The 19153-nt window shown below is 68.2% G+C and carries 18 protein-coding genes; 5 read left to right on the top strand and 13 right to left on the bottom strand.

Annotated elements, in window-relative coordinates; translation table 11 throughout:
- Positions 1 to 208 precede the first annotated feature (208 nt).
- The 3 genes from KB879_RS20700 to KB879_RS20690 all read left to right on the top strand — a co-directional run bounded on the left by KB879_RS20700 (position 209) and on the right by KB879_RS20690 (position 3147).
- Positions 209 to 1039, top strand: a complete 831-nt coding sequence (locus tag KB879_RS20700) for an SDR family NAD(P)-dependent oxidoreductase (protein ID WP_211979695.1) — start codon at positions 209 to 211, stop codon at positions 1037 to 1039.
- Positions 1040 to 1082: 43 nt separating this feature from the next.
- Positions 1083 to 1982, top strand: a complete 900-nt coding sequence (locus tag KB879_RS20695; RefSeq protein ID WP_013952292.1) for an NAD(P)-dependent oxidoreductase — start codon at positions 1083 to 1085, stop codon at positions 1980 to 1982.
- Positions 1983 to 2061: 79 nt separating this feature from the next.
- Positions 2062 to 3147: an IS630 family transposase gene (locus tag KB879_RS20690; RefSeq protein ID WP_013958932.1), complete on the top strand. Its 1086-nt coding sequence runs from the start codon at positions 2062 to 2064 to the stop codon at positions 3145 to 3147.
- 45 nt (positions 3148 to 3192) lie between these two features.
- On the opposite strand, the gene KB879_RS20685 is transcribed toward KB879_RS20690, so the two are convergent.
- Genes KB879_RS20685 through KB879_RS20675 form a run of 3 tightly spaced genes read right to left on the bottom strand, consistent with a single transcriptional unit; the run spans position 3193 to position 5247 of the window.
- Positions 3193 to 3951, bottom strand: a complete 759-nt coding sequence (locus KB879_RS20685) for an SDR family oxidoreductase (protein ID WP_153953835.1) — start codon at positions 3949 to 3951, stop codon at positions 3193 to 3195.
- A 25-nt stretch (positions 3952 to 3976) separates the two neighbouring features.
- A complete protein-coding gene (locus KB879_RS20680; protein ID WP_371827368.1) occupies positions 3977 to 4831 on the bottom strand; it encodes an SDR family NAD(P)-dependent oxidoreductase in 855 nt (284 codons plus the stop codon).
- Positions 4828 to 5247 (bottom strand): nuclear transport factor 2 family protein, encoded by a 420-nt coding sequence (locus KB879_RS20675; RefSeq protein ID WP_013952288.1) that lies wholly within the window; start codon positions 5245 to 5247, stop codon positions 4828 to 4830. The genes KB879_RS20680 and KB879_RS20675 overlap by 4 nt, the downstream gene beginning before the upstream one ends.
- 208 nt (positions 5248 to 5455) lie before the next feature.
- On the opposite strand from KB879_RS20675, the gene KB879_RS20670 reads away from it, so the two are divergent.
- Entirely contained in the window at positions 5456 to 6322 is an 867-nt protein-coding gene (locus tag KB879_RS20670) for an SDR family NAD(P)-dependent oxidoreductase (protein WP_211979694.1), read from the top strand.
- Positions 6323 to 6419: 97 nt separating this feature from the next.
- On the opposite strand, the gene KB879_RS20665 is transcribed toward KB879_RS20670, so the two are convergent.
- The 9 genes from KB879_RS20665 to KB879_RS20625 all read right to left on the bottom strand — a co-directional run bounded on the left by KB879_RS20665 (position 6420) and on the right by KB879_RS20625 (position 17011).
- Positions 6420 to 6884: a nuclear transport factor 2 family protein gene (locus KB879_RS20665; protein WP_013952287.1), complete on the bottom strand. Its 465-nt coding sequence runs from the start codon at positions 6882 to 6884 to the stop codon at positions 6420 to 6422.
- Positions 6884 to 8518, bottom strand: a complete 1635-nt coding sequence (locus KB879_RS20660; protein WP_211979693.1) for a FadD3 family acyl-CoA ligase — start codon at positions 8516 to 8518, stop codon at positions 6884 to 6886. Before KB879_RS20660 ends, KB879_RS20665 begins: the two co-directional genes overlap by 1 nt.
- 1 nt (position 8519) lies before the next feature.
- Positions 8520 to 9587, bottom strand: coding sequence for a ferredoxin--NADP reductase (locus tag KB879_RS20655; RefSeq protein WP_211979692.1), 1068 nt, complete (start codon positions 9585 to 9587; stop codon positions 8520 to 8522).
- Between the two features lie 27 nt (positions 9588 to 9614).
- Positions 9615 to 10379, bottom strand: coding sequence for an SDR family oxidoreductase (locus tag KB879_RS20650; protein ID WP_211979691.1), 765 nt, complete (start codon positions 10377 to 10379; stop codon positions 9615 to 9617).
- Positions 10363 to 12069 carry an FAD-binding protein gene (locus tag KB879_RS20645; protein ID WP_211979690.1) on the bottom strand — a complete coding sequence of 569 codons (1707 nt, stop codon included), beginning with the start codon at positions 12067 to 12069 and terminating at the stop codon, positions 10363 to 10365. The genes KB879_RS20650 and KB879_RS20645 overlap by 17 nt, the downstream gene beginning before the upstream one ends.
- A 19-nt stretch (positions 12070 to 12088) precedes the next feature.
- Positions 12089 to 12613 carry a flavin reductase family protein gene (locus tag KB879_RS20640; protein WP_013952282.1) on the bottom strand — a complete coding sequence of 175 codons (525 nt, stop codon included), beginning with the start codon at positions 12611 to 12613 and terminating at the stop codon, positions 12089 to 12091.
- Positions 12610 to 14364, bottom strand: a complete 1755-nt coding sequence (locus KB879_RS20635) for an FAD-dependent oxidoreductase (RefSeq protein ID WP_013952281.1) — start codon at positions 14362 to 14364, stop codon at positions 12610 to 12612. The genes KB879_RS20640 and KB879_RS20635 overlap by 4 nt, the downstream gene beginning before the upstream one ends.
- A 26-nt stretch (positions 14365 to 14390) precedes the next feature.
- Positions 14391 to 15584 carry an acyl-CoA dehydrogenase family protein gene (locus KB879_RS20630; protein ID WP_211979689.1) on the bottom strand — a complete coding sequence of 398 codons (1194 nt, stop codon included), beginning with the start codon at positions 15582 to 15584 and terminating at the stop codon, positions 14391 to 14393.
- 275 nt (positions 15585 to 15859) lie between these two features.
- A complete protein-coding gene (locus tag KB879_RS20625; protein WP_013952279.1) occupies positions 15860 to 17011 on the bottom strand; it encodes an LLM class flavin-dependent oxidoreductase in 1152 nt (383 codons plus the stop codon).
- 211 nt (positions 17012 to 17222) lie between these two features.
- Here KB879_RS20625 and KB879_RS20620 point away from each other — a divergent pair, with 211 nt between their 5' ends.
- Positions 17223 to 17567, top strand: a complete 345-nt coding sequence (locus tag KB879_RS20620) for a VOC family protein (protein ID WP_211979688.1) — start codon at positions 17223 to 17225, stop codon at positions 17565 to 17567.
- Positions 17568 to 17582: 15 nt separating this feature from the next.
- Here the strand turns inward: KB879_RS20620 and KB879_RS20615 are convergent, their stop codons facing one another.
- Complete coding sequence (locus tag KB879_RS20615) at positions 17583 to 18767, bottom strand: helix-turn-helix transcriptional regulator (RefSeq protein ID WP_153953843.1); 1185 nt, start codon at positions 18765 to 18767, stop codon at positions 17583 to 17585.
- Between the last annotated feature and the right edge of the window lie 386 nt (positions 18768 to 19153).

The raw sequence follows: 19153 nt of genomic DNA, 5'->3' as shown, positions 1-19153 counted from the left end.
CATGCGTGGACTGACCGGTGCTCTGCGGCACCTGGGCAGCGCAGATTATAGGGAGGCTGCCTGCCGATGTCCGTCACGCGGCGCTCTTGTTTGCCCTGGTTCGCGCCATCTAAGTGTTTTCCCTGACCTGCAATCGGACGATGCCCATCGCGCCTGCCGCCGATCAAATGGCCGCACACCACAGTGCAACCGAAGGAGAACGACTCAGATGGATTTCACCGACAAGACCGTGCTGGTCACCGGCGGCGGCGCCGGCATCGGGCTCGCCGCCGCGCAAGCCTTCCTGGAACAGGGTGCGCGCGTGGCGCTGATCGAGATCGACGAACAGCGCGCCGAGCAGGCCCGGGAGTTGCTGAACAAGCCCGGCACGGAAATGCTGGTGGTACAGGGCGATGCCACCGATGCCGGCATCGTGCGCGAACTGGCTGCGCAGGTCGAACAGCGTTTCGGAGTGCTGGACGTGCTGGTCAACAACGTCGGCGATTTCCTGCGCATCGCCAAGCCGTTCGAGCTCTATGCCGACGACGAGATCGCCAGCCTCTACGCCGCCAACCTGGGCCACGTCTTCACCGTCACGCGCGCCATGCTGCCACTGCTGCGGCGCAGTGCTGCCGGCAGCATCGTCACGGTGTCGTCGATCGAGGCCTTCCGCGGCATTCCGTACTGCAGCGTCTACGGCGCCTTCAAGGCTGCCATCACCGGCTTCACGCAGAGCCTGGCGTTGGAGCTGGCGCCGGCGGGCATCCGCGTCAACCTGATCGCCCCCGAGACCACCGAAACGCCGCAGGTTCCGGTGTCGCAGATGGTCGCGGCGGAACACCAGCACCATATCCCGCGCTGGATTCCGCTGGGCCGCTTCGGCACGCCGCGCGACATTGCCGACGGCATCCTGTTCCTGGCCAGCCCGCGCGCGGCCTGGATCACCGGCACGGCGCTGCATGTCAATGGCGGCGCGCTGGCCGCGGCCGGCTGGTATCGCGACCTCAAGGGCGCGTGGACCAACATGCCGGTCATCGCCGGCAACGGCATGAACCTCTGATGGCCGCGCACCGCGGCCACACCACCCCACCAAGGAGACAAGCATGAAGATACTGATCGTCGGCGGCACCGGCATGATCGGGGGCCACGCGGCCCTGCACCTGCGCAGCCGCGGGCACGAGGTCACCATCGCGGGGCGCAACCGCCCCGCGGCTGGCACGGCGCTGGGCGGGCTGGACTTCCTGCGCTGCGACTACATCGCCAACGACGTGCCGGCCGCGCAGCTCGGCGCCTTCGACGCGCTGGTCTTCGCCGCCGGCAACGACGTGCGCCACGTGCCGCCTGGCGGCGACGAAGCCGCACACTGGGAACGCGCCAACATCGAGGGCGTGCCGCGTTTCCTGCGCGCGGCGCGCGCTGCCGGGATCCGGGTCGCCGTCTACGTCGGCAGCTTCTACCCGCAGGCGCAGCCGCAGCTGGCCGAGGACAACGCCTATATCCGCTCGCGCAAGCTGGCCGATGAAGGCGTGCGCGCGCTGGCCACCGATGCCTTCCGCGTGAGCAGCGTGAACGCGCCATTCGTCGTGGGCACGGTGCCGGGCCTGATGGTCCCGATGTTCAAGGCCTATACCGACTACGCCCGCGGCAACTTTGCGCCGATGCCGGATTTCGCGCCGCCCGGCGGCGTCAATTTCATCTCGGCCACTTCGCTCTCGGAAGCGATCGAAGGCGCGCTGTTGCGCGGTGAAAACGGCAAGGCTTACCTGGTAGGTGACGAGAACCTGTCGTTCCAGGATTATTTCGGCGCCTTCTTCCGCGACGCGGGCCGCCCGGTGCCGCCTGTCATCGACCAGGAGCACCCGTTGCTGCCGGACTCGGCCATCTGCTTCGGCAGGGGCAACACCCTCTACTACGAGCCGGATGCGGCCGAGACCGCCCTGCTCGGCTATCGGCGCCGCGACATCCTGCGCACGGTCGGCGAGATCGTGGCGCAGTACAGCTAGTGTCATGAGTCAGAAATTGATTGCATTATTTGGCTCGCGTTGTACTCTGCATTGAAGGCACGCACGGGGCGAGGTAGCGATGAGGGGAAGACCAAAGGCGGAACTAATCTTGAGTGAGGCTGAACGCGAGCAGCTCAAGGCGCTGACGATGCGGCGCAAGACGGCACAGGCGTTGGCTTTGCGCGCGCGCATCGTGCTGGCCAGTGCTGAAGGCCTGGACAACAAGACCGTTGCCGCAAAGCAGCGTGTCGACGTGCATACGGTTTCCAAGTGGCGCTCGCGATTCGTCGCGGATCGCCTGGATGGGCTGCTGGATGCTCCGCGCCCAGGGGCGCCGAGGACCATCGCTGACGCACAGGTCGATGCGATTATTGCCAAGACGCTCGAATCCGTGCCAGCCGGGGCTACTCACTGGAGCACGCGCAGCATGGCTCGCGCGGCAGATCTGTCGCAGTCGACCGTGACGCGTATCTGGCGCGCCTTTGGGCTGCAGCCGCATCGACAGGAGACCTTCAAGCTGTCCAGCGACCCATTGTTCGTGGAGAAGGTGCGAGATATCGTGGGGTTGTACCTCGACCCACCGCTCAAGGCCATGGTGTTGTGCGTTGACGAGAAGAGCCAGATTCAGGCGCTGGACCGCACGCAGCCGATTTTGCCGATGGCGCCAGGCATCCCCGAGCGACGCACGCATGACTACATGCGCCATGGCACGACAACGTTGTTCGCCGCGCTGGACATCGCCACAGGAAAAGTTATCGGTGAATTGCATCGCAGACATCGCAGCAGTGAGTTCCTGCAGTTTCTACGCACGATCGAAGCCAACGTGCCACCCAAGCTCGATGTGCATCTCGTCATGGACAACTACGGCACGCACAAGACGGCGTCGATCAAGGCTTGGTTCGCTCGCCATCCACGCTTCCATGTTCATTTCACACCGACCTCCGCCTCGTGGATCAATCAGGTGGAGCGCTGGTTTGCAACCATCACCGAACAATACATCCGCCGCGGCACGCATCGCTCAACCCGACAACTTGAGCAAGCTATCCGCCAATACCTTGACCTGAACAACGCCAACCCCACGCCTTTCGTGTGGACAAAGTCCGCCGATGACATCCTCGCCAGCATCAAGCGATTTTGTCTACGAATTTCTGACTCGGGACACTAGCTCGGCGCTGCGGCGGCCTGCTTGCGCCGGCCGCCGCAGCGGCTCTTACAGCCCCGAGATCAACTGCGCGTTATCGATGCGCAATTCGGCGCCATTGATAAAGCGCGACGCGTCCGAAGCCAGGAACAGGACTAGGTTGGCCACATCCTCCGGCTGGCACATGCGTGCCATCGGGTCGGTGCCGATGCCGAGCGCGGCCGGATCCAGGTCCGGCACCAGCGCCTGCGTCATCGGCGTCCAGACGCCATCGGGATGGATCGAGTTGCAGCGGATCCGGTAGCCGCTTTGCTTGCAGTGCACGGCGACGCTGCGCGTCAGCGCGGTAACGGCGCCCTTGGCGCCGCTGTATGCGCACATCATCGGCAGCCCGCCCAGCGCCGCCACCGACGACATCACCACGATGGAGCCCCCGGCGGGGTTGCCCTTCATTGCCTGCACACCGAACCTGCAGCCCAGGAAATAGCCGTCGGCATTGACGCGCATGACCTGCCGCCAGCTGTCGAGCGAGGTTTCCTCGATCGACCCGAGCGGACAGATGGCCGCATTGTTGACCAGCACGTCGAGCCGGCCGAAGCGGTCCTGTGTGGCGGCCATGGCCTTGCGCCAGTCCTCTTCGCTGGCAATGTCGTGGCGCACGAACATGGCCGCATCCCCGATCTCGCGGGCCAGTGCCTGCCCGGCCTCCTGGTTGACATCGCTGATGACCACGCGCGCGCCTTCGGCCGCCAGCAGCAGCGCGTCGGCGCGCCCTACCCCGCTGGCCGCGCCGGTGACCAGCGCAACCTTGTCCCTGACTTGATTCATTGCTTATCTCCTTGGGTTGCCGGCTTCAGCCGGCTTCGGGAATCCTGCCGGCTAGCACGGCCTGCAGCGCGGCTTCGCCATACACCGCCGCCACGGTTTCATCGAGGATGGGATTGCCGCGCAGCTCGCTGCCGCCGTCCACGGCGATGCTCTGTCCGGTCACCCAGCCCGATTCCGGCCCCGCCAGGTAGCGCACCGCGCTGGCAATGTCGTCCGGTTCGCCGGCGCGGCCCAGCGGCATCTGCGCGACGAACTTGTCGAGGATGGCCGGGTTGTCGAACATCGGTCCGGTCGCGCCGGAGCGGGTGAGCCCCGGCCGCACCGCATTGACGCGGATGCCGCATCCCGCCAGCTCCTCGGCCGCGGCGCGCACGAACGCTTCCAGCCCCGCCTTGGCGGCGCAGTATGCCGACAGCCAGCGGCAGGTCATGCGCGCCGCGTTCGACGAGATACAGACGATCGCGCCGCCACGCGGTGCCATCAGCGGCGACGCGTGGCGCACCGCCAGGAACGCGCTGGCGATGTTCAGCTCCAGCTCCGCCATCAGCGAGGCCGCGTCATGCATCAGCAGCGGACGGAAACCGCCGCCGCCAACGGTCGCGACCACGATGTCGAGGCACCGCTCCAGCTCCCAGGCCTGCTGCAGCGCGGCCTGCACGTCATCCTCGCGGCAAGCGTCGCCGACGCTGATTGCCACGGTGGCGCCGGCCACCTGCGCGCGCAGGCTGCGCCGTGCCGCCTCCAGCGCTTCGCGCCGCCGCCCCATGAGGACCACCGCCGCGCCGTCGCGCAGCAGCGCCAGCGCGCTGGCCGCGCCGATGCCGCCGGCGCCGCCGGTGACGAGGGCCGTCTTGCCTTCCAGTACACGGGTCGTCATCATGCCCCCCGCAGCGGCAGGTCCTGCGTCCAGTCCACCAACAGCTCGCGCGCGGCAATGCGCCACTGGCCGTCGCGCCGCACGAAGCGGTCCTGGTAGCGGATGCCCCAGTCCAGCTTGCGCGGCACGCAGTCCTGCTCGTACAGGTGGTTGGCCACGCAATAGGTCTCGCCGGTCGCGGTATCGCCATCGACTTCGACCAGTTGCTGGTGCACGTGATGCTGCGTGGCGCTGTACTGCCCGAGCGATGCCATGCCGTCAGCAATCGCCTGCGGTCCGTCCATGCGGAAGCCCGGCCCGCTCAGCCATGCGTCCGCCGTGAACAGCGCTGCTAGTTTCGGGAAATCGCGCCGGTCCACCGCCTGCGCATAGCGGCAGGTCAGGGCATGGATGGCTTCTTTGCACTCCAGTTCGGACATGGCCAGTCTCACTCCTTGTTGTGACCGCCAGCGCCGCGATACGCCGCGCGGGCAGTCGTTGGGATGGGGACTATCGTCGGTCTTGCCGGGCCGGGGGCCATCGTCCGCGTGGAGTATCCGGACCGGGTACCGAGTAGTCCGAACGAAGGATGTAACGACGCCGCGCCCGCCCCAAGCTTCGATGACATCAATGACACAGGAGACACACATGAAGCAGGCGGAACAGGCCATCGTCGCCGTCATCACGGGCGGCTCGCGCGGTGCCGGCAAGGGCATCGCGCTGGCGCTCGGCGCGGCAGGCGCTACGGTGTACGTGACCGGACGCACCGAGCAGGAAGGCAGCGCGCCGCTGCCCGGCACCATCCACGCCACGGCGCGCGAGATCGATGCGCTGGGCGGGCGCGGCATCGCGGTCGCGTGCGACCATCGCGACGATGCGCAGGTGGCGCGCCTGTTCGGGCGTGTGGGCGAGGAATCCGGTCGGATCGACATCCTGGTCAACAATGCGACCTTCCTGCACGACGAGCTCATCATGCCGGGGCCGTTCTGGCAGAAGCCGCTGGAGATGGCCGGCATCCTCGACGTGGGCCTGCGCTCAGGCTACGTCGCCAGCTGGCATGCCGCGCCCATCATGGCCGCGCAGGGCCGCGGGCTGATCGTGTTCACCTCGTCATTCGGCGCCAACTGCTATATGCACGGTCCGGCCTATGGGGCGCAAAAAGCGGGCATCGACAAGTTCGCGCACGACATGGCGGTCGACCTGCGGCCCTGCGGCGTCGCGGCGGTGTCGCTGTGGATGGGGCCACTGCGCACGGCCCGCACGCTGCGGGTATGGGAGAAGCATCCGGACAAGTACGCGGGCTTCGCGCCGGTGGCGGAGACGCCGGAGTTCACGGGCCGCATTATCGATGCGCTGTATCGCGATCCCGCGTTGATGGACAAATCCGGCCGCGTGCTGATCGGCGCCGAGGCGGCGCTGGCCTATGGCATCGTCGATGCCGAAGGGGTGCAGCCGCCGTCGTACCGGCAGGCACTGGGCGGGCCGCCACCGGTGCATCCGGCGATTGTGGAATAGGAATTGGGCGCGCGCGAGCGTTGGAACTTGCCACCACCTCTTGCATGCGCTCCCCTCTCCCGCAAGCGGGAGAGGGGAGCAAACAAGCGCGGCCCTCCTACCCTCCCTGCGACAACAACCCCGTCGTGAACCCCGTCGACCGGATCAGCCAGGCACCATCAACCCGCACATACTCATCCGCATAGCGCCCGGTCAGGAAGGTACGCGAACCACTGGCATCATCCAGCGCCAGGTAGGCCAGATCCCAGCTACCCTGCGCCGTGTTGTCATCCAGCACACGGATATCCGCCTGCCCCGCAAAATGCATCTCCCGCAACGTCGGCCGGCACGCCAGCTCCGCAAAGCACTGCACCAGCGCCTCGCGGCCGGCAAAGCTGCCGATCCGGTCATAGTGGATATGCGCGTTGTCCGGCACGAAGCAGGCACGCATCGCGTCCGGGTCCTTGTCATCGCAAGCGCGCAGGTAGCGTAGCTTGAGCGCGCGGATCGCCTCCGCGGCTTCAAGCCGCGCGACGCGGTCGGCAATGGCAGCAATGTCGGTCATGATCGGTTCCTTGTTCATCAGGCTTCGCGCAACTGGTACTTCAGCACCTTGCCTGCCGCGCTGACCGGCAGCGACGTCACGAACAGCACCTCGCGCGGCACCTTGTAGTTGGCCATGTGCCGGCGCGCCCAGGCGATCAGGGTTTCGGCGTCCACGCGCGCGCCGTGGCGCAGCACCACGTAGGCACGCCCCACTTCACCCAGCCGCTCGTGCGGCATGCCCACCACCGCCACCTGGGCCACGGCCGGATGCGCCACCAGCAGCTTCTCCACCTCCGCCGGGTAGCAGTTGAAGCCGCCCACGATAAACATGTCCTTGATGCGGTCGGTGATGCGCAGGTAGCCGCGCGCATCGAGCGTGCCGACATCGCCGGTATGCAGCCAGCCGTCGCTGTCGATAGCTTCGGCGGTGGCTTCGGGCAGGCCGAAGTAGCCCTGCATCACGTTGTAGCCCCGCACCAGCACCTCGCCCGGCTCGCCGGTGGCGACCGGCTGCCCCTGCCCGTCAATGCAGCGGATCTCGATGCCCCGCATGGCGCGGCCGGAGGTGGCAGCGACGGTTTCGGCGTCGTCGCCGGCGCGGGTCAGCGTGGCAAAGCCGCACGACTCGGTCAGGCCGTAGCCGGTGATGATGGTGTCGAAGCCCAGTTCGTCGCGCATGCGCTGGATCAGCGCGGGCGCAATCGCCGAGGCGCCGGTCACCGCGACACGCAGTGATGACAGGTCGAACTCACGCAGGCGCGGCGCGTTGAGCAGGGTCTGGTAGAGCGTCGGCGGCCCGGGCAGCACCGTGATGCGTTCGTTCTCCACGCGCGTCATCACGGCCTCGGCGTCGAACACCAGGTGGGGCAGCACCGTGGCCCCGCGCGACAGCGCGGCGAGCCATCCGGCCTTGTAGCCGAAGGTATGGAAGAACGGATTGACGATCAGGTAGCGGTCGCCCGGCCGCACCCCGGTGATGGCGGCCCAGCCGTCGACGGCGCGCAGGTTCTGCGCGTGGGCGGTCATCACGCCCTTGGGGCGCCCGGTGGTGCCCGAGGTGAACATGATGTCCATCAGCGTGTCGCCGCGCACGCCTTCCTCGCGCTTGGCGAACGCCGCCATGTCCGCCTGTGGCGCCAGCGCGAGGAAGGCCTCCCATGCCAGCTCGTCGGGGCCCGGCGCCCGGCCCTGCCCGGGGCGCAGGATCACCAGCCGTTCCAGCGTGGCGGGGCGGTGCGGCGCCAGCATCTGCGGATAGCTTTCGCCGAGGAAACCGTCGACGCAGAACAGCAGGCGCGCGCCGCTGTCGGCCAGCACGGCACCGGCTTCGGCCCCCTTCATGCGCGTGTTGAGCGGCACCAGCGCCGCGCCTATGCTGTGCGTGGCCAGCGCAGCGATGATCCATTCGGAGAAGTTTGGCGCCCAGACGGCAACGCGGTCGCAGGGCTGCACGCCCAGCGCCATCAGCGCCCTGGCCGCCTGTATCCGGCTGGCGTCGAGCGCGGCGTAGGTGAGGCGCAGCCCGTCTTCCTGGATGGCGATGCGCTCGCCGTGGCGCCTGGCCGCGCGCCGCACCAGCTCGGGAATGGTCGCGGCAATGTCGTCGTTGGCGGCGGCGAGGTCGAGGCCGGCCGGTGCCGCAATGGCGTCGATGATGTCAGATGGGGTCATGTCAATCCGGGAACTTCAGGTGGATTTCGCCGCTGGACGGGCGGGCCTGGCAAGCCAGGGTCCAGCCCGCCTCCAGGTCGGCGCGGTCGAGCACATGGTTCTCGCCGAGCGTCACGTCGCCCTGCGTCACCTGGCACATGCAGGCGCCGCACAGCCCGGCGCGGCAGGAGTTGGGCGCGGCCACGCCGGCGCGCTGCAGCGCGTCGAGCACGGTTTCGTCCGGCGCCACGCTGACATGGTGGGTCTCGCCGTCGAGCTGCACGGTCAGTGCGGCACCGCGCATCGCGGGCGCGGGGGACGCCGGGGGGGTGTCCCCCGCGCTGGCGGCCCCGCTTGCCGGCGCCTTTGCCACCGGCACATCGGGCAAGGACACGAAGCGCTCCACATGCAGCTGCCCGCGCGGCACGCCCAGTGCTTGCAGCGCGGCCTGGGCGCCGTCCATGAACGGGCCGGGTCCGCAGACAAAGCACTGTGCCACACTCCACGGCCGCACCAGTTCCTCGATCTGGCGCTGCGTCGGCGGCCCCTGCACGCTGTCGAGCCAGTGGATCACGAGCATCCGGCCTGGGTGGCTGCGCGCCAGTTCGGCAAGCGCCTCGCGGAAGATGATGGAGCGTTCGTCGCGGTTGGCATAGACCAGCGTGACCGCGCCGCGCCCGTGGCGCAGCGCCGCCTTGGCGATCGACAGCACCGGGGTGATGCCGCTGCCGCCGGCCAGCAGCAGGAAATCGCCATGCAGCGCAGGCGGGGTGAACACCCCGGCGGGCGGCATCACCTCGACCGTATCGCCCGCGCCCAGATGGTCGCAGATCCAGTTGGACACGCGCCCGCTCTGCACGCGCTTGATCGTCACGCGCAGGGCGTTGTCCACCTCAGGCGTGCTCGACAGCGAATAGCAGCGCTGCAGCGGCACGCCGTCCACGGGCACGCGCAGGGTCAGGAACTGCCCGGGACGGTAGGCAAACGCATCGCGCAGGCCGTCCGGCAGCGCGAATACCAGCGAATGCGCCTGGTCCGTTTCCGTGACGACTTCGGCGATCTGCAGCCGGTGGAATTGCACTGGCGCCATGATGTCCTTCTCTTGCTCGGGGCGGGGTCAGGCCACGCCCATGATGGTCTGCGCGTTGTCGATGCGCAGTTCCGCACCGTTGATAAAGCGCGATTCGTCGGAGGCCAGGAACAGCACCAGGTTGGCCACGTCGCGCGGATGGCACATGCGCTGCATCGGCTCGGCGCCGCCCACCTCCTCCGGCAGGGCCGTGGCACCGCCCGGCAGGAAGGCCGCGGTCATCGGCGTGAGGATGCCGTCCGGGTGGATCGAGTTGCAGCGGATCCGGTAGCCGCTCTGCTTGCAGTGTCCCGCCACCGCGCGCGTCAGCGCGGCCACCGCGCCCTTGCTGGCGCTGTAGGCGCAGAACGCACCCATGCCGCCCAGCGCCGCCACCGACGACATATTGACGATGCTGCCGCCGCCCGCCTTCATCGCGGCCACGCCGTACTTGCAGCCGAGGAAGTAGCCGTCGGCATTGATGCGCATCACGCGCTGCCATTGCTCCAGCGTGGCGTCCTCGACCGAACCCAGCATCAGGATGGCGGCATTGTTGACCAGCACGCTGGGCGCGCCGAATTGCTTTTCGGTGCGCGCCATCACCTGCTGCCAGCCCGCTTCGCTGGCGATGTCATGCGGCACGAACAGCGCGGTCTCGCCGATCTCGCGCGCCAGGGCATGGCCCGCTTCCTCGTTGAGGTCGGTCAGCACCACGCGCGCGCCTTCGCGCGCCAGCAGCAGTGCGTCTTCCTTGCCGACGCCGCTGGCGGCCCCGGTGATGATGGCGATCTTTCCTTCAGTACGTTGGCTCATGGGTAGTCTCCTCGTTGGTGTGTGCCTGCCGGTCGCCGGCAGGCTGTCGTGTCAGGTGGCGGCCCGCGTTGCGCCCCGACCAGATGCAGTCGGCAAGCGACAGGCCGCTTACGTAATGGTTGGATGCGATGCCGACGGCAGTACGGCCCACGGCATAAAGCCCTGGAATGGGTGCCCCGCCAGCGGCAGCCAATACACGGCCGCTGGACTCTTCCACTGACAAGCCGCCCAGCGTGATGGCAGGACACGGAAAGACGCGGCTGTTGGCCGAGATGTCGATGGCAAGCCACGGCCCGGTTTCGAGCGACGCGCACATCGGCGCCGACTTGCCGGCCGGATCGGGGATCTCGCCGCGGGCCGCGGCGTTATAGGCATCGACAGTGGCCCGCAGCGCCGCGCCGGGCATGCCCAGTTTGCTGGCAAGCGCCTCGAGGCTGGCGGCGCGCCGCGACCCCGCCAACATCAGCAGCGCCGCGGGCAAGGCCTGGAAGGCCCACAGCCGGCCGCCCAGGCATTCGCGCAGAGCGGCGCGCGCCAGTTCGCGGTTCAGGACCAGCCAGGCCCGCCCGCCGTGCCGTTCGCAGATGGCGTGACCAAGGGTGGCGCCGTAGGTTTCCTCGTTGCCGATGCGCGCACCCTGCGCATCGACCACGCAGCCGCGCGCCCAGTCGAACGGCGGATTGATGAAGCGCCATGCCGAGACCCGCTCCAGGTGCCGCGTGGCCGCGCCCGCCGACTCGCCGAGGCGGATGCCGCTGCCGTCGCAGCCGGTCGCGCCAAGGCGCCAGGTCTGCAGATACTTGCCGGCGTGGCGCGCCACCATGGCGCGGTTGAAGATAAAGCCCCCGGCGGCCAGCACCACCGCGCCGGTGCGCACCGCAACCGGGCGCGCATGGCGCAGTTCCAGTTGCAGCACGCGCTCGCGCAGCAGGTCGGCCAGCGCAGGCGCTGCGTTGTGCAGGCGCTCGGCCAGGCGCGCCAGGCGGGCGTGGCGCTTCTGGTGGCGGCCCGGCGGCAGCTGCCACAGCTCGATGCCGACGACCGCGCCGTCCTGGTCGAGAATCAGCCGCCGTGCCGCGGTCTGGCGCATCACCGTCACCTCCGGCCGGGCCTGCACGGCGGCGCGCAGCACGCCATACAGCATGCGGCCGGACATGCCGGGGCCTTTCACGCGGTGGCCGCGCGGCGCGGGCGCGGCATGCTGCGCATACCCGGTAACCGCTTCGTTGCCGGAGTAGTAGAGGTAATAGGGCTGCGCCGGATACGAGGTCTTGCGCGGCGGCACGGTGGCGGCAAAGCGCACGCCCAGGCCTTCCAGCCAGCCGATCATCTCGCGGCTGCGCTGGCAGAACGCCTGCAGCGTGGCATCGCTGACGACCCCGCCCGTCTCCTGGCGCAGGTAGTCCGCCATCGCCTGCGGTGTATCGGCATAGCCCGCGGCGGACTGGTAGCGCGTGCCGCCGCCGGCGTAGACCACCCCGCCGCTCCTGGCGCTGGCGCCTCCGCCTTCGAAGCGTTCCGCAACGATCACGCGCGCGCCGCCATGCGCGGCTTCCAGCGCGGCGCAGGCCCCGGCAGCGCCGAAGCCCACCACCACGGCATCGCAGGCGGCCTGCCACGGGTGTGCGGCCGGATCGTCCAGGCGCAGCGGCGCGTGGACCGGCGTGGCGGAATCGGTCGGAGGGTACATGCTGGCTTGCGCTCCCGGTTTAGGCCGAACACAGTGCGCCAAGCGGCGCGGACGTGGTATAGGCACCGTCGACATAGACCAGCGGCGACACCTCGCCAGCCAGCTTTACCTCGCGCAGGCGTCCGATGAAGACTGCGTGCGTGCCGTAGTCGAAGCGGCCATCCTGCTGGCACACCAGATTCGCCTGCGCGTCGCGCAGGCACGGCACGCCAAGCAGGTCGTCCTCCCACTCGCCACTGGTGAAGCGTTCCTCGCCCTTGAGCCGGCCGCTGCAATCCACCGCGATATCGCGGTGGTCGGCTGCCAGCAGGTTGATGCAGAAGTCCGCGCCGGCGTCCAGCGGCGGGTAGATCGACGAATTGCGGTTGATGCAGATCAGCAGCGAAGGCGGGTCCGCGGACAGCGAATCGACCGCGGTCACGGACATCGAATAGCGGCGCTCGCCATGGCGGCAGCTGATCACCGCCACCGAGCGCGCCATGCGGCGCATCGCCATCAGCATGTCATCGCGCAGCGCGGTGCTGGGTTCGAGGTTGGCGCTCATAAGGCCTCCTGTACGGTTTGAGCATGGGGCGCGGCGGCAGGCTGGCGCGCGTTCTGGGAGAGCACGTCGGCAGCAATAAAGCCGAAGGTCATGGCCGGGCCCAGGGTGGAGCCCGCGCCGGGATAGCTGGTGCCCATCATCGAGGCACTGGTATTGCCGATGGCGAAGAGCCCGGCAATGGCGGTGCCGTCGTCGCGCAGCACGCGCGCGCTGGCGTCCGTCACCAGGCCGCCCTTGGTGCCGATGTCGCCGGCATCGAGCCGCACGGCGTAGAACGGCGCCTTGCCGATCGGCGCCAGGCACGGGTTGGGCTGCACTGCCGGGTCGCTGTAGTAGGTATCGAACAGGTTGTCGCCCTTGCCGAACTCCTCGTCCACGCCGGTGGCCGCGTAGCGGTTCATGCGCGCCACGCTGTCGGCCAGGCCGCCGGCATCGACACCGATCCGCTGCGCCAGCTGTGCCAGCGAGTCGGCGCGCACCAGGATGCCGGACAGGCTTGCCGGAATGCTGCGGTCCGGCATGACCGAGCCGGGCAGGATCGGCCCGCACGGGTATTTGTGGCGGAAGGTGGCGTCGAACACCATCCACGCCGGCACGCTGCTGCCGGTCTTCTCGTGGTCGCGGTACATGGCGGGCACGAACTCGGAATACGGCGCGGCCTCGTTGACGAAGCGCCGGCCCTGCCCGTTCACCACCAGGCAGCCGGGCATGGCGCGCTCGATAAAGAGCGCGCGCTGCTTTTCCTCGCCCTGCACATGCACGGTGGGTGCGCCCCAGACGTGGGACATCAGCGCCACGCCGGCGCCGGCGGCCTGGGCGGCGCGGATGCCGTCGCCGGTGTTGTTGGGCGGCGTCGCGCTCCAGGCGGCCTGGGTCGGTTGCGGCAGGTACTGTTCGCGCATGGCCTGGTTGCGCTCGAAGCCGCCGGCGGCCAGGATCACGCCGCGCAGCGCGCGGATCTCCACCACGCGCCCGTCCTGCACCGCGCGCACGCCGCGGACGGTGCCGTCCTCGACGATCAGGTCCTGCAGCGCGGTATCGAGCCACAGCGGGATCGCGCGGTCCATCATGGCCCGCCGCAGGCCACCGACCAGGCTGTTGCCGAGCGTGAGCCGGCGGTCGCGCCGGGTCTTGCGGCGCCAGCCCAGGTCGAGCCAGTAGCGGGAAAACTGGCGCGCCGCCAGGCCCAGCCAGCCGGGCGCGCGGCACAGCAGCGCATGCGCCTCGGCCGAGGTCACGGCCACGCGCCCGCCCACCAGCGTGCCTGGCGACGGCGGCCGCAGCCGCGAGAATTCCTCGCGCAGCTGCGCGCCGTCGAACGGCATCGGGTCGAGCGCGCGGTAACCCGGCATCGCACCCGGAACCTTCTGGAAGTAGTCCGCGTAGCGCGGCAGCGTGTAGTAGCGCACGCCGGCCTGCTGCTCCAGGTACTGGAGCATGCGGGGCGCCTGCTCAAGATAGGCGCGCACGCGCTGCGGATCGCCGTGCTCGCCGGCGCACGCCAGGATGTATTCCAGCGCCGTGGCGTAGTCGTCGCGCCCACCTGCCGGCGCGATATGGTGGTTGAGCGGAATCCAGATGCCGCCGCCGGACACCGCCGAGGTGCCGCCGTACTGGCTGCTCTTTTCCAGCACCACCACCGACAGTCCGCGGTCCGCGGCGCGGCAGGCGGCCAGCATGCCGCCGGCGCCCGAGCCGACCACCACCACGTCAAACTCGCTGGGCTGCATGCGCGCTCTGCTCTGGCTCATATTGGGTCTCCGTGCCGGCGCGCGGCTCAGATGAAGAAGTCAGTGTTGGCGCGGCCCATCATCACGCCGCCCAGGTTCTGGCCGAAGCGGTCCAGGTTGTTGGCGTAGTGGGCGCGGGCCGCATGCAGGTCGAGGAAACGGCGCACCATCGGGTTGCTGCGGTAGATGCCGTTGCCGCCGGCATAGCGCAGCAGGCCGTTGGCCAGTTGCGCGCAGCGCTCGGCCACTTGCGCGGACTGGTAGCGGAAATGCAGGCGGCGCGGGGTCTGCACCTGGCCGCCTTCACGCGCAACGGCCAGCAGCTCGTCGAAGTTGCGTTCAAGGATGGTTCGCATCTCGTCGATGGCCACCTGCGCGTTGGCGCAAGCCATCTGCGCGCCGCCGTCTTCCGCAGTCTTGCCGCCACCGTTGCTGCTGACGCGGCCGTCGGCATAGGCGACAAAGTCATCGAGCGTGCCTTCCAGCGCCCCGATGCAGGCGGTGCACACCGCGCGCACAAAGATCTGCGCGAACGGCAGCCGGTACAGCGGCGCGTCATTGACCGCCAGCCCCGGGCTGGTGCCCATGGCGCCATCGACGGCGCGGTGGGTGCGGTAATCGGGCACGAACACGTCCTCGACCACGATATCGTGGCTGCCGGTCGCACGCAGGCCCAGCACATCCCAGTTGCGCACGATCTTGTAGTCGGAGCGCGGCAGCAGGAAGGTGCGGTAGTCATAGGCGCCGCCCGGCTCGGCCGGCGGCACCAGCCCGCCCAGGAAGATCCAGTCGCACAGCTCGCTGCCGCTGGAGAACTTCCAGTGGCCGGAGAAGCGATAGCCGCCTTCGACCGGCGTGACCTTGCCCACCGGCATATAGGTCGAGGCGATCAGCGTGGCAGGGTTGCTGCCCCACACTTCCTGCTGCGCGCGCTCGTCGAATAGCGCCAGCTGCCAGTTGTGCACACCGACCACGCCATAGACCCAGGCGGTCGACATGCAGCCCTTGGCCAGCGCCATCTGGATGCGGAAGAAGGTCTGCGGATCGAGCTCGTAGCCGCCGTGGCGGCGGGGCTGCAGCACCTTGAAGAAGCCCGCGGCCTGCATGTCGGCAATGGTCTCGGCGGGAATGCGCGCTTCGGCCTCGGCCTGCGCGGCGCGCTGGGCCAGCACCGGAATCATCTGTTCGGCACGCGCGATCAGCCGTTCCGCCAGTTCCTTGGGATTGTTGTCGTGATGCACCGCGGTCTCCTTGTTGCTATGTCGCTTTGTCTTGGGCTGGCATCGATGTTTGCACCGGCGGGGCGGGGTGCCATCGTCTGTTGGGACTAGCTATGTGCTTCAGGCCCTTCAGCTTCCGCTTGCGTGCTCCCTCTCCCGCTTGCGGGAGAGGGTTGGGGTGAGGGCGGGCGTGTCCTGCGAAGTAAGGCCTGCGGTATGCCACCGCCTACCCTCACCCCCTGCCCCTCTCCCGCAAGCGGGAGAGGGGAGAAAACCGCAGCGTGACGTAGCCGTGATCAAGCCAGCGCGCGCAGCTTCCGACCCTGCTTGCGGAAGTGCGGGATCACGTGCTCGCCGATATTGCGGATGGTTTCCAGCTGCGCCCATTGCGGCACCGTGCCCATCTGGCAGATGAATAGGATCTCGTCGGCGCCGGAATCGATCAGGCGCTGCACGTAGCCGATGCAGTCCTCGACGGTGCCGTAGGCATGGTTGGGGTTGAGCATCATCATCGACGGGTCGCTGAAATCCACCGAGACCTTCTCGGAGGCGAACTTCGTGTTGATGACGGCCTTGCCCTGCGCGTCCGTGGCGGTGACATGCTCGTCGTCCCAGGTGGACGGGTCCGGCCGCTCGCCGCCGGCATACCAGTACGACAGCGACTCCATGAAATAGCGCTGGCCCTTGATGCCGATCTTGCGCGCGGCCAGGCCGTCTTCCAGCACGATGGTCGGGCACAGCGCGGCCAGGTGCTGGTGCGGGCGGAAGCCCACCTGGTCCTCCGGCTTGCGGGTCTCCCACGCGGTACGGTAGATTTCGTTCTTCCTGGCAACATCCTCGGGGCCGCCAAAGCCGAGCACCAGCGCGCCCATGCCGCGCGCGCCGGCGCGCTGCAGCGTGTCGGCATTGGTGCAGGCCAGGTACATCAGCGGGTGCGGGTCCTGGCGCGGCTTGGGGTGGATCGGGCGGCGCGGGATCTTGATGAACTCGCCGTCGTGCTCGATCTCGTCCTGCGTCATGATCTTCGGGATCAGGTACATCGATTCGTCGATCATCGGGTGCAGGCTGTTCAGGTCGTAGCCGAAGGTGCCGGCCTCCTGCTGGGTGCCGCCCTTGCCCACGCCGAAGTGCACGCGGCCGCCGGACAGGATGTCCAGCGTGGCGATGCGCTCGGCCACCTTGACCGGATGGTTCATCGCCGGCGGCAGGCACACCACGCCGTGGCCGATGCCGATGCGCTGCGTGCGCCCGGCAACGAAGGCCAGGAAGGTCTCCGGCGCGCTCATGTGCGCATAGTTGGTCAGTGCGGTGTGCTCGACCGCCCAGACCACGTCAAAGCCCATGTCCTCGGCCAGCACCACCTGTTCCATGATTTCATCGAACACCTTGTGGTCGCCGGCACGCGAGGCATCGACGGTCTGGGCTTCATAGATCAGTGAAAAACGCATTGCAGTCCCCTTCTCTGGCATTGATGGTTCAGGACCGCCGCCGGGGCGCCGCCGGTTGCCGCGCCACCGGCCCGAAGCGGCCTGTGTGATCGCAGTGTGGTCGGCGCAAGGCGTTGCAACATCGTCTGATTGGATTATGAGCAGGACATGGAGCATCCCTATCATTGGCCACGGGCATCACGCCCGCTTTCACCAGGAGGATCAGGACATCATGCAAGCCAGGCTGCTGCTTTACCCCGTCGCGGACATCGACACCGCGCTGCCGTTCTTCACGGAAGGACTTGGACTACCGGTGAAATTTCGCGACGGAAGCCGCTATTGCGCGCTCGACGCGGGCGCGCTGACGCTGGCGCTGGTGGCCGGCGAGGAACGCCTGGTGGACCAGCCCGCGCTGGCCTTCAAGGTGGATGAGGGTGACGATATCGCCGCGGCGATGGCGCGGCTGGTGGGTGCCGGCGCCAGCGTGACGCTGCCCGCGGCGCAGGGGCCGCATGAGACGCGCGCGGTGCTGGAAACGCCGGAAGGCTTTGCGCTGGTGCTCAGCGCAAAGCCTTGACGTGCGTTACGTCGCTTAGCCCAGCGAAATCACGCTGCTCAGCAGCATACGCACCAGCGTGGCCTGCCGGGTCACGCCGGTCTTGGAGAAAATCGCCCGCAGGTGCGCGCGCGCCGTGTTCTTGCTGATGCCGAGCTCGTCCGCGGCCTCATCGAGCGTGAGCCCGTTGGCCAGCTGGAGCGCCAGCTGCGTCTCCGCCGGCGTGAAGTCAAAGAGCTGGCGCACCACCTCGTGCGAGGCCTGCGAGCGCCGCTCCGGGTCGCGGATGAACACCACGCAGGCGGGGCGCTTGCGGTTGTCCTCGGACCACTCGCTGAGCGGGATGGTGCGGATCAGCACGCCCAGCCTGGCGCTGCCGGACGGGCGCGTGATCGACATCGCCTCCATCAGCGCCGGCGTGGTGCCGAGGTGGCCCATCATGGCCTGGCGCAGCAGGCGCTGGAACTTGCGGTTCTCCTGGCCGTATTCCACGTCCAGCCCGCCTTTGGCGACGCGGATGCCATCCTTGGCGCCAAGGATTTCATCGGCGGCGGCATTGGTCTTGATGATGGCGCCGGACTCGTCCAGGATCACCATCCCGACCAGCATGCGGTCGATGGCGCTGGCATACACCGTGCGTTCCGATTCAACCACGTCGATGCGCGAGTGCAGGTCCACCGCGCGCTTCAGGTGCGGCAGCAGCGCGGTGCACAGCGCCTTGTCGGCGGCGGAGAAGTCACGCCCGTCATGCTCGCGGCACACGCGGAAGCGGCATTCGACGCCGTCATCGGTACGCAGGTCTGCGCCAAGGATGTAGCGGATGCCGATGTCCTTGAGGAACTGCTGGTAGAGCTCGCTCTGGCACCAGGCGCCGGGCCCGAGATGTTCATCGATGGTCACCACCCGGTCCGACGGCAGGCCGATGAACGGGTCGAGCGCGTAGTAGTAGTTGTTGTAGGAGGTCTCGCCGGGCAAGGTCGAGCCATGTTCGGACGCATTGACCATCAGCCCGGGCCGGTCCGTGGCCGGCGAGCGCAGGATCAGGGTGCAATAGTTGGCGTTGAGCTGGCGGCGGATCTGTTCCAGTGCCTTGCCCCAGGGCACCTGCTCCATCGGGCCCTGGTAGATATTGCCCAGCAATGTGCTGAACTCCGACAGCGACACCGTTGCCTGTGCGAACAGGTGTGCGGTCGCCTGGTTCTGGCTAACCTCCATCAGCATTTCCTCTGTCTCCATTGTGGCGTGCTCAGCGCTTCGGACTTGCCGGGTCGGCGCTGGCCTGCTACGGGCTCTGTGGCCCTTTTTTGTGCCCTGATTATAGGGACGGCATAGGGGTCGCGGCTTGCCCCCGCCTTCATGGTTTGCCCTAGTCAAGACCGGCTACAAACGCTGGCCGGACTAGTCTTGCGGGACAGGCCAATCCTCACGCGCCGGCGGGCCGAACACATACTCCAAACAGACTAAGGACAGACCCATCCAGGGCGTTCAAGGGCAAACCCCTAGACACCATGTGACGCCGCCCTCCTACCCAAACAGACGATGCCGTGCCGCCGCGCTGCCGCTACAAGTCAGCCATGCGCGGCGATCCCCGCCGCCTTCTTTTCACG

Source organism: Cupriavidus sp. KK10, assembly GCF_018223725.1.
In the GTDB taxonomy this organism is placed as follows: Bacteria; Pseudomonadota; Gammaproteobacteria; order Burkholderiales; family Burkholderiaceae; genus Cupriavidus; species Cupriavidus necator.
Note: the sequence above shows the minus strand (reverse complement) of the source record. Positions and strands in the feature narration are given on the sequence as shown.

Coding starts and splice junctions, on each gene's coding strand:
- KB879_RS20695 (WP_013952292.1), top strand. CDS start 1,083: ATGAAGATACTGATCGTCGGCGGCACCGGCATGATCGGGGGCCACGCG.
- KB879_RS20635 (WP_013952281.1), bottom strand. CDS start 14,364: ATGAGCCAGAGCAGAGCGCGCATGCAGCCCAGCGAGTTTGACGTGGTG.
- KB879_RS20660 (WP_211979693.1), bottom strand. CDS start 8,518: ATGACCCCATCTGACATCATCGACGCCATTGCGGCACCGGCCGGCCTC.
- KB879_RS20685 (WP_153953835.1), bottom strand. CDS start 3,951: ATGAATCAAGTCAGGGACAAGGTTGCGCTGGTCACCGGCGCGGCCAGC.
- KB879_RS20620 (WP_211979688.1), top strand. CDS start 17,223: ATGCAAGCCAGGCTGCTGCTTTACCCCGTCGCGGACATCGACACCGCG.
- KB879_RS20680 (WP_371827368.1), bottom strand. CDS start 4,831: ATGATGACGACCCGTGTACTGGAAGGCAAGACGGCCCTCGTCACCGGC.
- KB879_RS20700 (WP_211979695.1), top strand. CDS start 209: ATGGATTTCACCGACAAGACCGTGCTGGTCACCGGCGGCGGCGCCGGC.
- KB879_RS20690 (WP_013958932.1), top strand. CDS start 2,062: ATGAGGGGAAGACCAAAGGCGGAACTAATCTTGAGTGAGGCTGAACGC.
- KB879_RS20655 (WP_211979692.1), bottom strand. CDS start 9,587: ATGGCGCCAGTGCAATTCCACCGGCTGCAGATCGCCGAAGTCGTCACG.
- KB879_RS20645 (WP_211979690.1), bottom strand. CDS start 12,069: ATGTACCCTCCGACCGATTCCGCCACGCCGGTCCACGCGCCGCTGCGC.
- KB879_RS20615 (WP_153953843.1), bottom strand. CDS start 18,767: ATGCTGATGGAGGTTAGCCAGAACCAGGCGACCGCACACCTGTTCGCA.
- KB879_RS20650 (WP_211979691.1), bottom strand. CDS start 10,379: ATGAGCCAACGTACTGAAGGAAAGATCGCCATCATCACCGGGGCCGCC.
- KB879_RS20625 (WP_013952279.1), bottom strand. CDS start 17,011: ATGCGTTTTTCACTGATCTATGAAGCCCAGACCGTCGATGCCTCGCGT.
- KB879_RS20665 (WP_013952287.1), bottom strand. CDS start 6,884: ATGAACAAGGAACCGATCATGACCGACATTGCTGCCATTGCCGACCGC.
- KB879_RS20675 (WP_013952288.1), bottom strand. CDS start 5,247: ATGTCCGAACTGGAGTGCAAAGAAGCCATCCATGCCCTGACCTGCCGC.
- KB879_RS20640 (WP_013952282.1), bottom strand. CDS start 12,613: ATGAGCGCCAACCTCGAACCCAGCACCGCGCTGCGCGATGACATGCTG.
- KB879_RS20670 (WP_211979694.1), top strand. CDS start 5,456: ATGAAGCAGGCGGAACAGGCCATCGTCGCCGTCATCACGGGCGGCTCG.